Genomic DNA, 13,206 nt, shown 5'->3' on the forward strand with positions numbered 1-13,206 from the left:
CCTCCTTACTGCGGGTAGCAGGTGTACACGTAGTAGCCCCGAGGATGGCCCGGTGCCCTCTTCAGCATGATGTAGAAGCGGTTGCCCGCGGCCTCCGCCTTTCCGCTCGCGTGATACACCGTGCCGAGAGAGTTCCTCGCCCCGAACGTGCCCACGAACTCACGCTCCTGCTTGCTTCCGCGCAGCCATTTCGCGATGGCGTTCGCGTTGTTGGCGATCGCGTAGTCGACGACCTGCTGTGCCGTCTGCCCGTCGACGAACACGCTGTTCGGCGTGTCCCTGCCCAGCTTGAGCGTCTTGGCCTGGGCCAGGGCGATCGCCTCCGCCGCGGTCGGGTCCACGTGCTCGTCGAGCGTGTGGGCGAGGCCGGAGAACTTCTTGTCGTCGACGATGAGGTCGTTGCAATTGTGGACCAGCACCGGGGTGCTGCCCGCCACGGCGTAGAAGGTGTGCAGACCGGACACGGTCAGGTCGTACACGGTCCGGGCCTTCGACTCGTTCCGGTCGCGCACGGCCGTGACGGTGCGCAGGGCACCCTCCGGCGTGCGCAGCCGGTCGCCGGCGCCCAGGTCCGAGGCGAGCGTCCAGCCGCGGTCGACGGCGAAGAACCGGTGACCGGGTGTGCTGGTGAGACGCCCGCCATCCGCGAGGGTGATGTCCAGCAGCTCCGTGGACGGGTGGGAGAACGTACGCGTGACCGGCTCGCCCCGCGTGGTTCCGGCGTCGGGGTCGGTCGCCAGGAGCAGGTCGCCCAGGCGGACGTCCCGGATCGACTTGCGGCTGCCGTCGGCGAGAACCACCTGGGTCCCGCCGGGGAAGCTGTTGATGTTGCAGGCGACCCGTGCGTCGTCGTACGCGTCCACCGTGCGCTCGATGTCGGCGAGCGTGTCCGGGTCGACGTCCAGCTTCCTCAGCGCCTTGAGCGCGTCGGCGACACCCTCCCCACGGCGCAGGGCGGTGTTCAGGGTGTGGATCGCGTCCGCGATCAGACTGTAGGCCTTGCCCGGGATGAAGTTGGACGCGGCCCAGGCGCAGTCGCCGTAGCTGCCGCCGTCATCGGCTGTGGTGATCTTGTGATAGCAACCGGTGAAGTCTCCGATGAGCGCTTCGAAGAGGCCCTTCCACAGCCCCTTGGTCGCGTCCCAGGACGAGATCTTGACCTTCTTCGTCAGGCCCGGGAACTTCTTCGTGGTGAGGTAGAAGGTGTCCTCGGCGGGGCAGCCGGACTCAGTGGCGGGCACCTCCGGATTGGTGCAGAGGTAATAGCTGACGATCGCGTCGAACTTCACCTCGTAGACGAGGTCGCAGGGAAGGCGCGAGCAGTCGTCGGGCAACCGCTGCGGATCTCCGTTCTGCTTGAGGTCGTCGATGACGGAGAACATGCCGCCGACCCCGTCACCCGCGCCTGCGCCCGCCTGCACCTGGCTGTTGGCGTCGTTGCGCGCGGCCTGCTCAGCCGCCTGCTGGGCGGACTCGGCGTACTTCTGCGCATCCTTCGCCGCCTGCTCCGCCGCAGTCGCCTCGGCGTCCGCGCGGTCGGCGGCGGCTCGGGCGTCCTTCGCGGCCTGCTCGGCCTGCGCCGCCGCCGTGCGGGCGGCCTCCGCGTCCAGGGCCGCCTGGTCGGCGGAGGAGCGGGCGTCGGCCGCGTAGGTCTCGGCGCGGTCGGCCGCCTGGTCGGCGGCGGCCGCGTCCTCGGTGGCCTGGCGGTCGTACTCCTTGGCGCGGGCCAGGGATGCCTGCGCGTCGGCCGCGTACTGGGCCGCCTCGGCGGCGTAACCCAGCGCCTCCTTCGCCGACTTGCGGGCGTCCGCGGCGAACCCGGCGGCCTCCGCCGCCAATGTGTACGCCGCCTTCGCGTCACCGGTCGCCGCCGCCGCGAGACTCGCCGCCTGGGCCGCGTTCTGCTGCGCGTTGGCCGCGTGCGCCTCGGCGACCGCCTGCTGCTGCTCGGCGATCGTCTTCGACGACTGGCCCGACAGCACGGCGAGGCCCGCCGCCGAGTCCGTGGTGACGTACGGCGCGCCCAGCTGGATCGCGTCGTTGGCCGGAGCGGCGACCTGCTGGGCCGCGTTGCCGGCGTCCACCGCCGCCTGGGCGGTGGTGTAGGCGTGGCCGGCCGCGTCGGCCGCGCCGGCGACCGCCTTGGCGGCCTCGGCCTTCGCCGCGTCGGCCTGCTTCATGGCGTCGGCGGCGTGCTTCTCGGCCTCGTCGGCCAGCTTGACGGCCGTACGGGCGGCGGAGGCGGAGGCCTCGGACGCCTTGATGGCGTCGGCGGCGGCACTGGTCGCGGTACGGACGGCCGCGTCGGCCCGCAGCTTGGCGGCCTGGGCCGCGTCCGCGTCGGAACGGGCCCGCTTCGCGGCGGCCTCCGCGCGCGTGGCGGCGGCGTCCGCGTCGGCTGCGGCCTGGGTCGCCGCGTCGGCCTCGGAGCGGGCCGAGCGCGCGGCCGACTCCGCGTCGTCGGCGGCTGCGTCCGCCTGGTCGGCGGCGGCCCGGGACTCCGTGGCGTCGGACGCCGAGTCATGGGCCTCGGCGTAGGCGTCCTTGGCGTCGGCCTTGGCGCGGGCCGCGTTCGCCTGGCTCTCGGCGTCCCACGCGTCGTCCCGCTTGCCCTTGGCCCGGTCCCGGGCGCCCTCGGCGTCCTGCCGCTTGGCGCGGGCGGTCGACTCGGCGTTCTCCGCCCGGCCCTTGGCCTCCTGGGCGGTCTGCGCGTACCCCTGCGCGTTCTGCTTGTGCTGGGCGGCCTCCGCCTGCTTCTGCGCGGCGGTCTCCTTCTCCGCCTTCGCCGTCGCCGCCTCGGCCTCCGCCGCGAGCCGCTTGGCGTGCGCGTCGGCGGCCGCCGCCTTCGCGTCGGCCTCGGCCTTCTGCGTCTCGGCGAGCTTGGCCTTCGCGAGGTCACGGGCGGCCTTCGCGGTCTGCGCCTGTACGGCGGCCGCATCGGCGGCGGCCTTCGCCTGGGCCCGGGCCTCGTTCGCGGCCGCGGTACGGAAGGCGGCCTTCGACTGCGCGGCCTGCGTCAACGCGCGGGCGGCGATGGTCTCGCTGTCACCGGCGGCCGCGCGGGTGGCCGCGTAGGCGGTGTCGCCGGCCTTGGCGAGCGCGTCCAGCGCGGCCGACGACGCCTTGGTGACCTGCGCCTTCTGCTGCCCGACGAGCAGGCCGCGGCCGCGCGGGGCACCCGCCTCGTCGGCGATGCCGTACGACGTCGTCAGCGCGGTGTCCGACGTGGTGGCGGCCGTCTTCGCCGCCGTGGCCTGGGCCTTGAGCAGGTCGAGCTGCTTCTTCGCCTCGGTCTGGGCGGCCGTGACGCCCTGCTTCGCCTTGTCGAACTGGGCCTTGGTCGGGTAGTCGAGGTCGTCGGTGCCCTGGTGCCCGGACGGGACGACGTCGAACTGCTGCGGTGCCTTGCCCGTGCAGTCCCACATCCGGCCGTCCCGGCTGTTGGTGTAGTCGGCGAGGTCGAGGCAGTTGCCGGTGCCCGGGTTGTACAGCCGCGAGGTGCCGTGGGTGCCGTACTGCCACTTCTGCGAGGCGCCGGTGCCGCAGGTGGAGATCTGCACCGGCGTGCCGTTGGCGCTCGCACCGCCCTTGACGGTCAGGCACTTGCCCGAGTTGGGGTTGACCAGGCGGTCGCCGTCGATCTGCCACTTCTGCCCGGCGCTGCCGTTGCAGGTGTAGATCTGTACGGGCGTGCCGTTGTCCTTCTTGCCGCCGGCCACGTCCAGGCACTTGTCGGTGGCCCCGTGGGCGTGCACGACGAAGGGGCTGGTGCCGATCCAACCCGGGCCGCCGGCCGACCAGTAGTCCTGCCAGCGGACCAGGTGGTCGGCCCGCCAGGAGAGCCCGAGGAGTTCGCCCAGCGCCTTGGAGCCGGCGGCGAGCGCCTTGGTGGCGTTCTTGTTCGCGGTCAGGATCTGGTTGCGCGGGCCGGCCTGCGCGGCGATCTCCTGCTGCCACTCGGCGGACGCGGCGGCGACCTCCTTGCCGAGCACCTTGTTCGGGTCGACCGGAGTGCGCCAGGCACAGGAGGCGAACCTGGTCTTCAGGTCCTCGACGGCGATGCGGTACTCGACGCTGCCGGGCTCGGGCGCGGTGCGCGGGAAGCCGCCGTACGACAGGAAGAGCCGGGCGTCGTCCTCACCGGTCGGCTGCGGCGACCAGTTGACCAGGCCGTCGTAGGCCTGGTGCTCCTCGTACACCTGGTTCCAGTTGGGCGCGTGCGGGTCGGGGTCGCCGCCGTACAGCGGGTCGCCCAGGTCCTTGACGGCCTTGACGCCGGCCTCGTCCGCCTTCGGGGTCAGGTCGCGGTAGAAGTCGCCCTCGGACTTCCAGAACTGCTCCCAGATCCACTTGGAGATGCCGGTCTGCTGGAAGAAGTCCGGGCGGTCGTCGCCGCTCGTGCCGGGCGGCCACTCGAAGTCGGCCACCGACTTGAAGCCGCCGGGCGTGGGCAGCCCGGAGATCTGGAAGTCCCGGATGTGGTCGTGGAGCGCGGACCCCTCCTTGTCGGTGGCGTCCCGGTCCTGCTTGAACGCCGTCGACAACGGAGTCGTGTTCCAGTACTCCCGGTTGGCCGCCGCGTGCAGCTTGTCCGGCGTCTGGTTCAGCCCGTCCTGGGCGACGCCGAACATGGCCGGCCCGCCCATGCGCAGCGTCTCGCCCAGCAGGCACTGGTCCTGCCGGAGCTGTTCGGCTGCCTTGGCGTCGAAACCGTCGTAACTGTCGCCGGTGTCGGCGACGGCGGCCATGTCGTCGGCGGCGTACCGGCTGATCAGGTCCGGCTGTACGGCCACCGACCCGATCAGGGCCACGGCGACCGCGGACGTCAGCAGCGGCGTCAGGAGCCCGGAGCGCGCCCGGGCATGCGTGAAGAGCCGATATCTCGGCATGGTGGTCTGTCCTCCCCGTGGCGACGGTGTTCCCCCGGTCGCCGGTGTGCGCGCTCTGTGGCGGAGTGGTCGGCTCCGTCCGGCGCGGCGCTCACCTTAGACATACATGTCGGGTGCAGGACAAGAGTTTTCCGGGTTACATGTGGGAAACATGTGAAGGGCGGGACACTCCGGGCTGCTCCGGACAGGACATGACGAAGGCCCCGCAGCCGTGAAGCTGCGGGGCCTTCGTCACTGTGTACAGAACATGGGGTTGTCCCCGGAGGGACGAGTGGAGATGGCGGGAATCGAACCCGCGTCCAACGGTGCAGAATCAGGGCTTCTCCGTGTGCAGTTCGCTGAGATTTTCTCGGCCCCGGCGATCACGCGAACAAGTCGCCGACGGGCCCAGTCACTGTTTGATTTCCCATCGAACCCCGTGACCGGGCTCGATGGTTTAGTCCCCTAGATTATGCCAGGGTCCGGGTCGGGAACACTCCCGGGCTGACACCCGTTAGGGCCTTCACTCACTGCTTATTAGGCAGCGAGGGCGAAGGCGCGGGAATCGCTCTTGGTATTGGCGATTATTTTTTGCGACATATGGTTTACGAGATCATTGCCGCTTCCTCGACACGCTTCCCCTGCTTCAACAGCCGCTGTCGAAACCGATCATCCCCATGTTGTGTTGTCAATCAGCACACCGACCGCGGCCGGTGTTGACACCATCGTACGTGACCAACGCACACCGATGCCACCGTATTCCGGCGGCCCCGCCTACTGGCCCCGCTGCCTGCGCTTCGCCGCCGCGATCGCGCGGTCCGACTCCCGCCGGTCCTGCTTCTCGCGCAGCGTCTGGCGCTTGTCGTACTCCTTCTTTCCTCGCGCGAGAGCGATCTCGGCCTTCGCGCGGCCGTCCTTGAAGTAGAGGGCGAGGGGCACGATGGTGTGACCCGTCTCCTGCGCCTTCGACTCCAGTTTGTCGATCTCCTCGCGGTGCAGCAGCAGCTTGCGCTTGCGGCGCGCGGAGTGGTTGGTCCAGCTGCCCTGGTGATACTCCGGGATGTGGGCGTTGTGCAGCCACGCCTCGCCCCCGTCGATCTGGACGAAGCCGTCGGTCAGCGAGGTGCGGCCCTCCCGCAGCGACTTGACCTCGGTCCCCATGAGCACGAGGCCCGCCTCATAGGTGTCGATGATCGCGTAGTCGTGCCGGGCCTTCTTGTTCTGGGCGACGATCTTGCGCTTGCCGCCCTTCTCGCCGTCCCTGGCCTTCGCGGCCGCCCCGCCCTGCTTGGGCTGGGACTCCTTCGGTACGTACATTCCCTTGCTCATAGTGCTGACCATTTTCGCACTAGGGAGGGGGTCCGGGGCCAGCCCTTAATCGAGCGCCGACGACACCCGCCAGGGGGCCACCGGCGGGCAGCCGTAAGCCGCGCTCAGTCGCTGTCGCCCAGTCCCCCGAGGACCGTCTCGGCCTGCCGGAGGGCTCCCTCGTCGGCCTCGAGGTCCGGCGTGATCCCCCGCCCGTCTACCCCGCGCCCCGACGGAGTCCGGTAGTGCCCCACGGTCAGCTCCGCCACGGACCCGTCGGGCAGCCGGCTGGGCATCTGCACCGACCCCTTGCCGAACGTCCGGGACCCGACCACCACGGCCCGTCCACGGTCCTGGAGCGCCCCGGTCAACAACTCCGCCGCACTCATCGTCCCGCCGTCCACCAGCACCACCAGGGCCCTGTCGGTGTCCCCGCCGGCCACGGCGTGCAGCGCCTGCTGCGACCCGTCCACGTCATAGGTGGCGACCAGGCCGCCGTCGAGGAAGACGGACGCCGTGGTGACGGCCTCGGTGACCAGGCCGCCGGAGTTCCCGCGCAGGTCGAGCACGATCCCGCCCCCGGCCGGAGCCTGGCGCACGGCGTCCCGGACCTGGTCCCCGACGCCCTTGGTGAACGAGTCGATCTTGATGACGGTGATCGAGCCGGCGAGCTCCCGCACGCTGACCGAGTCCGTGGACAGTCGAGCGCGCCGCAGTGTCTCGCTCCACGCGTGTGTGCCGCGCTGGAGGCCCAGCCGGACCGTCGTCCCGGCGGCCGCGCCCTTGGCGTCGCCGCGCAGTAAGGAGACGACCTCGGTGACGGGCCGCCCGTCGGCGGACGCCCCGTCGACACTGCGCAGCAGATCGCCGCGGCGGATCCCGGCGGCGGCCGCCGGCGAGTCCGAGCTCACCCTGGTCACTTCGATACGGCCGTCCTGCTCGCGCCGGGCCCACAGCCCGACGCCGGTGTACTGGCCGTCCAGGGCCTCCTCGAACTCCTCGTACTCGCCCCGGGAGTAGACAGCCCCCCAGCGGTCCCCGCTGCGGCTGACGGCACGCTCGGCGGCCTCCATGGGGGACTTGCCCGCGGCCATGGCCTCCGCGGCCGCCTCGGCCACGTCCTCGTGATGCCCCGCGGGAGCGGCCGAACGGGCCGTGTCCGACGAGGACTTGCGGTCGGCGGGGCCGGCGTCGGGGAGCGAACCGGTGGCCGCGCCGGCCACCAGGACGCTCGCGAACACCAATGTCAGGGCGGCCCCGCGGCGGATGCGGCGGGGCTGACAGAACAGGTCACGGCCTGACATGCCGGTGAGTCTAGGACAACGCAAGAGGGCCGCACGGCCGGTTGACCGTACGGCCCTCTTGGCATGCGTCACACCTTCAGGTACTTGCGCAGCGCGAAGAACGCGGCCAACGCGGGCATCAGCACACTCGCGGCGAGGATCAGCGGCAGCTTCGTCAGTACGGCGTCCCAGCCCACGAAGTTGATCAGGTTGAGCTTGGTGGACAGGGCCATGCCGTGGTCGATGGTGAAGTACCGGCCGACGACCAGGAAGACACAGGCGAGCGCACCGCCGATCGCACCGGCGACGGCGGCCTCCATGATGAACGGCGCCTGGATGTAGAAGCCGGACGCGCCCACCAGCCGCATGATCCCGGTCTCCCGCCGACGGCTGAACGCCGAGACCCGCACCGTGTTGACGATCAGCAGCAGGGCGACGATCAGCATGAGCGCCATCACGCCGAGCGCGGCCCGGTTCATCAGGTTGAGCATCGTGAAGAGGTTGTCCAGGATGCCCTTCTGGTCCTGCACGGACTGCACGCCGTCCCGCCCGTTGAAGGCGGTCGCGATGACCTGGTACTTCTCCGGGTCCTTGAGCTTGATGCGGTACGACTCCTGCATCTGGTCCGGCGTGAGGGAGGCCGCCAGCGGGGAGTCGCCGAACTGCTCCTTGTAGTGCTTGTAGGCCTCGTCCTGGGACTCGTGGACGACCGTCTCGACGACCGACATCTTCTTGAGGTCGGAGAGGATGTCCTTCTTCTGGTCCTCGGTGACCGCGCCCTTGGCGCAGTTGGGGTCCGACTCGGCGTCGCTCTTGTTGCAGAGGAAGATCGAGACGTTGACCTTGTCGTACCAGTAGCCCTTCATGGCGCCGACCTGGTCGCTCATCAGGAGCGAACCGCCGAACAGGGCGAGCGACAGGGCGACGGAGACGATGACGGCGAACGTCATCGTCAGGTTGCGACGGAGACCGACACCGATCTCGGAGAGTACGAACTGGGCGCGCATGGCGGGTTCTTCAGGCCTTTCCGGGGACTCTTCGAACGGCGGTCAGTGCTGGTAGCCGTAGACGCCGCGTGCCTGGTCGCGGACGAGGCGGCCCTTCTCCAGCTCGATGACGCGCTTGCGCATCTGGTCCACGATGTTCTGGTCGTGCGTCGCCATCAGCACGGTGGTGCCCGTCCGGTTGATCCGGTCGAGCAGCTTCATGATGCCGACGGAGGTCTGCGGGTCGAGGTTGCCGGTGGGCTCGTCGGCGATCAGCAGCTTGGGCCGGTTCACGAAGGCCCGGGCGATGGCCACGCGCTGCTGCTCACCACCGGAGAGCTCACCCGGCATCCGGTCCTCCTTGCCGCCGAGCCCGACGAGGTCGAGCACCTGCGGCACGGACTTGCGGATCTCACCGCGCGACTTGCCGATGACCTCCTGCGCGAAGGCCACGTTCTCCGCGACCGTCTTGTTGGGCAGCAGCCGGAAGTCCTGGAACACGGTCCCCAGCTGGCGGCGCATCTGCGGCACCTTCCAGTTGGAGAGGCGCGCGAGGTCCTTGCCCAGGACGTGCACCTGCCCCTGGCTGGTCCGCTCCTCACGGAGCACCAACCGCAGGAAGGTGGACTTTCCGGAGCCGGAGGACCCCACGAGGAACACGAACTCGCCCTTCTCCACTTCGAGGGAGACGTCCCTGAGTGCGGGGCGGGTCTGCTTGGGGTAGACCTTGGATACGTTGTCGAATCGGATCACGGATGCACCACGGTAGGCCGGGGGTAGATGAGCGTGACCATACGCGAACCGGGTGTGCGAGCGCAGGCGCCGGTTCGGGTTGCGTATCGGTTGGGCGGTTTTGTGCCGACCTGAAATCCCCGTCTTCGGAACCGCACAGGCGGCCCCCAGGTGAACCTGGCACAGTGGAGAAGGGAACGTTCTGCCGTCGGGGAGCGTTCTTCTGTACGGAACCGTCGGCAAGAAGGGTGACGCGCATGACGTACGACCGCCTGGTGTGCGCAAACTGTGCGGCGCCCGTGAGCGAGGGCCGGTGCCCCGTGTGCCGGGCGAACCGCGAGCGGATGCAGCAGGAGAACTACTTCGCGGGCCTCAACCCCATGACCCTGATCGCCCTGCTCGCGGTCCTGATCGCGGCGGTGGCCCTGCTGGCCCACCAGACCGCCTAGCCGGCGGCCAAGGACAAACCAAGCGCATACGAAGGGCCCGGAGCGGACACGCTCCGGGCCCTTCGTCGTACAGCATGCGCACGCTAGGCGGGCACGCGACTACCGGACGTCACCGTCAGGCGGCAGCGCCACCGCGGCCGCCGGCGAGGCGCGGCAGGACGCGGAAGCCGATGCCACCGGCGATCATCGTGGCGGCACCGATGAGCAGGAAGGTCGTCTGACCGGCACCGGTCTCGGCGAGCTCCTTGCCGTTGCCCTGGGCCGACGTGTTGGACGTGGTGTCCGTGCCGGTCTCGGTGAGGGCCGAGGAGCCCTCTTCCTGGGTGGAGGCGTTGGAGCCGCCGTCGGGGTCGGCGTTGTTGCCGCCGCCACCGGCGTTCCCGTTGCCGTTGCCGTTCCCGTTGCCATTGCCGTTCCCGGTGCCCGGGTCGGACGGGGCCTCGGTGGGCTCGGTGGGCTCCTCGGTGGGCTCCGACGGGATGGTCGGAGGCTCCTCGGTGGGCGGCTCCTCCGTGGGCGGCTGCTCGGTCGGCGGCTGCTCGGTGGGCGGCTCCTCCGTCGGGTTGGGCGCGGTCGGGATGCCGTCGCCCGGCTCGGTCGGAGTGCCGTCGCCCGGGTCGTCGTCGCCGGTGTTCACGTTCACGCCGACGCCATCGGCGCCCACGCCCACGTTGATCTCCAGCGCGGAAGCAGCGCCGGCGGCGGTCAGCGAGGCACCGGCCGCGATCACGGCACCGGCGGCTATGCGCGCGATCCGGATCCGCGTCTTCTTCGTCATGTGGTTGCTACCCCCAGTAGCTCATCGTCAATGAGGCGGCGCTCGGGGCCGTGATCGACGGAGGAAGGCAGCTGTACTCAAGTCCCCCGGTTCACATGCGCCCCAGAGATACGCATGCCACGCTTTACCCTTCCCATTTTTCAAAGCATCGTCAAGGCCGTTGCGCGCGCGATGTCCAACTACGGGCCCTTTGCCGGGGAAAGCGGTCTGTGAGTGTGATGTAAAACCCAGACATAAAGCAAACTGCCGCCCGGTGGGCGGCAGTTGGCAAGCGGTGGTCAAGTCGACAAAGTTACTTCTCCTGCTGCTTGCGCCAGCGAATTCCGGCTTCGATGAAGCCGTCGATCTCGCCGTTGAACACAGCCTCGGGATTGCCGACCTCGAACTCGGTGCGCAGGTCCTTGACCATCTGGTACGGGTGCAGGACGTACGAACGCATCTGGTTGCCCCAGGAGCTGCCGCCGTCCTTGAGGGCGTCCATCTTGGCCCGCTCCTCCTGGCGCTGCCGCTCCAGCAGCTTCGCCTGGAGGACGTTCATGGCGGTCGCCTTGTTCTGGATCTGCGACCGCTCGTTCTGGCAGGAGACGACGATGCCGGTGGGGAGGTGGGTCAGCCGCACCGCGGAGTCGGTGGTGTTGACGCCCTGTCCGCCGGGCCCGGAGGACCGGTAGACGTCCACGCGCAGTTCGGACTCGTCGATCTCGATGTGGTCGGTCTGCTCGACCACGGGCAGGATCTCCACGCCCGCGAAGGAGGTCTGACGGCGCCCCTGGTTGTCGAACGGCGAGATGCGCACGAGCCGGTGGGTGCCCTGCTCGACGGAGAGCGTGCCGTAGGCGTACGGCGCCTGCACGGCGAAGGTGGTCGACTTGATGCCGGCCTCTTCCGCGTACGACGTCTCGATGAGCTCGGTCTTGTAGCCCTTCTGCTCCGCCCAGCGCAGGTACATCCGCTGGAGCTTCTCCGCGAAGTCGGCGGCGTCGACGCCACCGGCCTCGGCGCGGATGTTGACGAGCGCCTCACGGGAGTCGTACTCGCCGGACAGGAGGGTGCGCACCTCCATCTCGTCCAGCGCCTTCTTGACGGCGGCGAGCTCGGACTCGGCCTCGGCGCGGGTGTCCGGGTCGTCCTCCTCCTCGGCCATCTCGAAGAGGACGCTCAGGTCGTCGATACGACCGCGCAGGGCCTCGGCCTTGCGCACCTCCGCCTGGAGGTGGGAGAGCTTGCTGGTGATCTTCTGCGCCTCGTCCGGGTTGTCCCACAGGGACGGCGCGGCCGCCTGCTCCTCGAGCACGGCGATGTCTGCCCTCAGCTTGTCGAGGTCCAGAACGGCCTCGATCGACTCCATGGTCGAGGAGAGGGACTTGAGCTCTTCGGATACATCGACGACTGCCACGCCCTCCAGCCTAACGGCTGTGGCAACCGACGTCGGTCGTCCCCCGGGCTGCGGGCCCCGGCCCCCTCAGGGCGAGGCCGGTGCGGAGTTCTTCGTGTCCTGCGGTGACGCCCCGGCGTCGTCCCCCGAGGTGGCCGCCCACACGCCGACGCCCGCCGCGGCCACCAGCACGGCCGCCGCGGCCCCGACGGCCAGCCGCCGCCGTCGTGTGGTCGCCCGGTTCCGGGCGGACCCCGGCCGCGGTGCCCCGGCGGCCCGCGGCACCCGGGCGGTGCCCAGCGCACCCCCGGCCAGCTCGTCGGGCGCCGGTACCCGCATCGACGTGTGCGTGTCCCGGTTGGAGTCGGCGGGCCTCGCGCCCGGCACCAGGGGTACGGCACCCCGCCGCGCCGGCCGCCCGGAGGAGACCGGCTCACCGGCGGACGCGGGGGCGGTTCCCTCCCCGTCCTGCTCGTCCTCCGGCTCCGCGTCCGGCTCGTCCACGTCCAGCGGCGGCATCCCGGCCAGCAGCGGCAGCAGCTCCCGCAGCCGCACGCCCAGCTCGGAGGCGCGCAGCCGGGACGCCGGGGCCTTCGCCAGGCACTGCACGATCAGCTGCCACAGTTCGTCGGGGATCCCGGGGAGCGGCACCACCGTCTCGGTCACATGGCGCCGCAGCACCGCCCCCGGGTGCCCGCCGCCGAACGGGGTGAAGCCCGCGAGCAGCTCGTAGAGGACGGTCGCGAGGGCGTAGATGTCCACGGAGGCGCGCGGCGGCAGGCCCTCGACGATCTCCGGCGCGAGGTAGTCCGGCGTCCCGATGATCTTCGTGGCGCGGGTCCGGCGCGGTGAGTCGATCAGCTTGGCCACGCCGAAGTCGGTCAGCAGGGCCGGGTGGGACCCGCCGGGTCCCAGGGGGCCCTGCATGTCCAGCAGGATGTTCTCCGGCTTCACGTCCCGGTGCACGACCCCGGCCGCGTGCGCGGCGGCCAGGCCGTCGGCGACGTCCGCCACGATCGCCACCGCCGCCTCGGGTGCGAGCCGCTTCTCCCGGTCGAGCCGGGTGCGCAGATCGGTGCCCCGGACCAGGTCCATGACGAGCGCGAGGTCATTGCCGTCGACCACGAGGTCGCGTACGGAGACCACATGGGGGTGCTCCAGACCGAGCAGTGCCGTGCGCTCCTGGACGAACCGGCCGACGAGTTCCTGGTCGGACGAGAGGTCCTCGCGCAGCAGCTTGACGGCGACGGGCCCCTCGGGTCCCTCGCCGAGCCACACCGTGCCGGCGCTGCCCCGCCCCAGGATCTGGTTGGCGGTGTACCGGCTGCCGATCTTCCGTGCCAAGACTGCTCCTACAGACGCGTGTTGTCGCCAAAGCTACGCGTCGCGGGAGCCAACCTTCACCGCGGAGACGGAAATCACCCGCT

Annotated in this window: 9 protein-coding genes and 1 other RNA gene; 1 reads left to right on the plus strand and 9 read right to left on the minus strand. The window is 70.3% G+C overall.

From position 1 onward, the window contains the following. Positions 1 to 5 precede the first annotated feature (5 nt). The 6 genes from AC2XR2_RS17030 to ftsE all read right to left on the minus strand — a co-directional run bounded on the left by AC2XR2_RS17030 (position 6) and on the right by ftsE (position 9,198). Entirely contained in the window at positions 6 to 4,889 is a 4,884-nt protein-coding gene (locus tag AC2XR2_RS17030) for a ricin-type beta-trefoil lectin domain protein (protein ID WP_491515499.1), read from the minus strand. Between the two features lie 269 nt (positions 4,890 to 5,158). Continuing rightward, positions 5,159 to 5,545, minus strand: a transfer-messenger RNA (tmRNA) gene (gene ssrA / locus AC2XR2_RS17035). A gap of 97 nt (positions 5,546 to 5,642) precedes the next feature. Beyond that, positions 5,643 to 6,185, minus strand: a complete 543-nt coding sequence (gene smpB, locus AC2XR2_RS17040; RefSeq protein ID WP_330269716.1) for an SsrA-binding protein SmpB — start codon at positions 6,183 to 6,185, stop codon at positions 5,643 to 5,645. A 116-nt stretch (positions 6,186 to 6,301) separates the two neighbouring features. Further along, positions 6,302 to 7,480, minus strand: a complete 1,179-nt coding sequence (locus AC2XR2_RS17045; protein WP_491515500.1) for a S41 family peptidase — start codon at positions 7,478 to 7,480, stop codon at positions 6,302 to 6,304. A gap of 68 nt (positions 7,481 to 7,548) precedes the next feature. Next, positions 7,549 to 8,466, minus strand: coding sequence for a permease-like cell division protein FtsX (gene ftsX / locus AC2XR2_RS17050; protein ID WP_330266567.1), 918 nt, complete (start codon positions 8,464 to 8,466; stop codon positions 7,549 to 7,551). Between the two features lie 42 nt (positions 8,467 to 8,508). Further along, a complete protein-coding gene (gene ftsE / locus AC2XR2_RS17055; protein ID WP_007382424.1) occupies positions 8,509 to 9,198 on the minus strand; it encodes a cell division ATP-binding protein FtsE in 690 nt (229 codons plus the stop codon). 236 nt (positions 9,199 to 9,434) lie between these two features. Here ftsE and AC2XR2_RS17060 point away from each other — a divergent pair, with 236 nt between their 5' ends. Further along, positions 9,435 to 9,626 (plus strand): hypothetical protein, encoded by a 192-nt coding sequence (locus AC2XR2_RS17060; RefSeq protein ID WP_449349572.1) that lies wholly within the window; start codon positions 9,435 to 9,437, stop codon positions 9,624 to 9,626. Between the two features lie 115 nt (positions 9,627 to 9,741). Here AC2XR2_RS17060 and AC2XR2_RS17065 read toward each other — a convergent pair whose 3' ends face one another. The 3 genes from AC2XR2_RS17065 to AC2XR2_RS17075 all read right to left on the minus strand — a co-directional run bounded on the left by AC2XR2_RS17065 (position 9,742) and on the right by AC2XR2_RS17075 (position 13,123). Further along, positions 9,742 to 10,404, minus strand: coding sequence for a hypothetical protein (locus tag AC2XR2_RS17065; protein ID WP_449349571.1), 663 nt, complete (start codon positions 10,402 to 10,404; stop codon positions 9,742 to 9,744). A 292-nt stretch (positions 10,405 to 10,696) separates the two neighbouring features. Beyond that, positions 10,697 to 11,800 (minus strand): peptide chain release factor 2, encoded by a 1,104-nt coding sequence (gene prfB, locus AC2XR2_RS17070; protein WP_123761112.1) that lies wholly within the window; start codon positions 11,798 to 11,800, stop codon positions 10,697 to 10,699. Between the two features lie 66 nt (positions 11,801 to 11,866). Then, a complete protein-coding gene (locus AC2XR2_RS17075) occupies positions 11,867 to 13,123 on the minus strand; it encodes a serine/threonine-protein kinase (RefSeq protein WP_381303547.1) in 1,257 nt (418 codons plus the stop codon). Positions 13,124 to 13,206: the final 83 nt, after the last annotated feature.

Source organism: Streptomyces sp. LS-MS-L19, assembly GCF_058382285.1.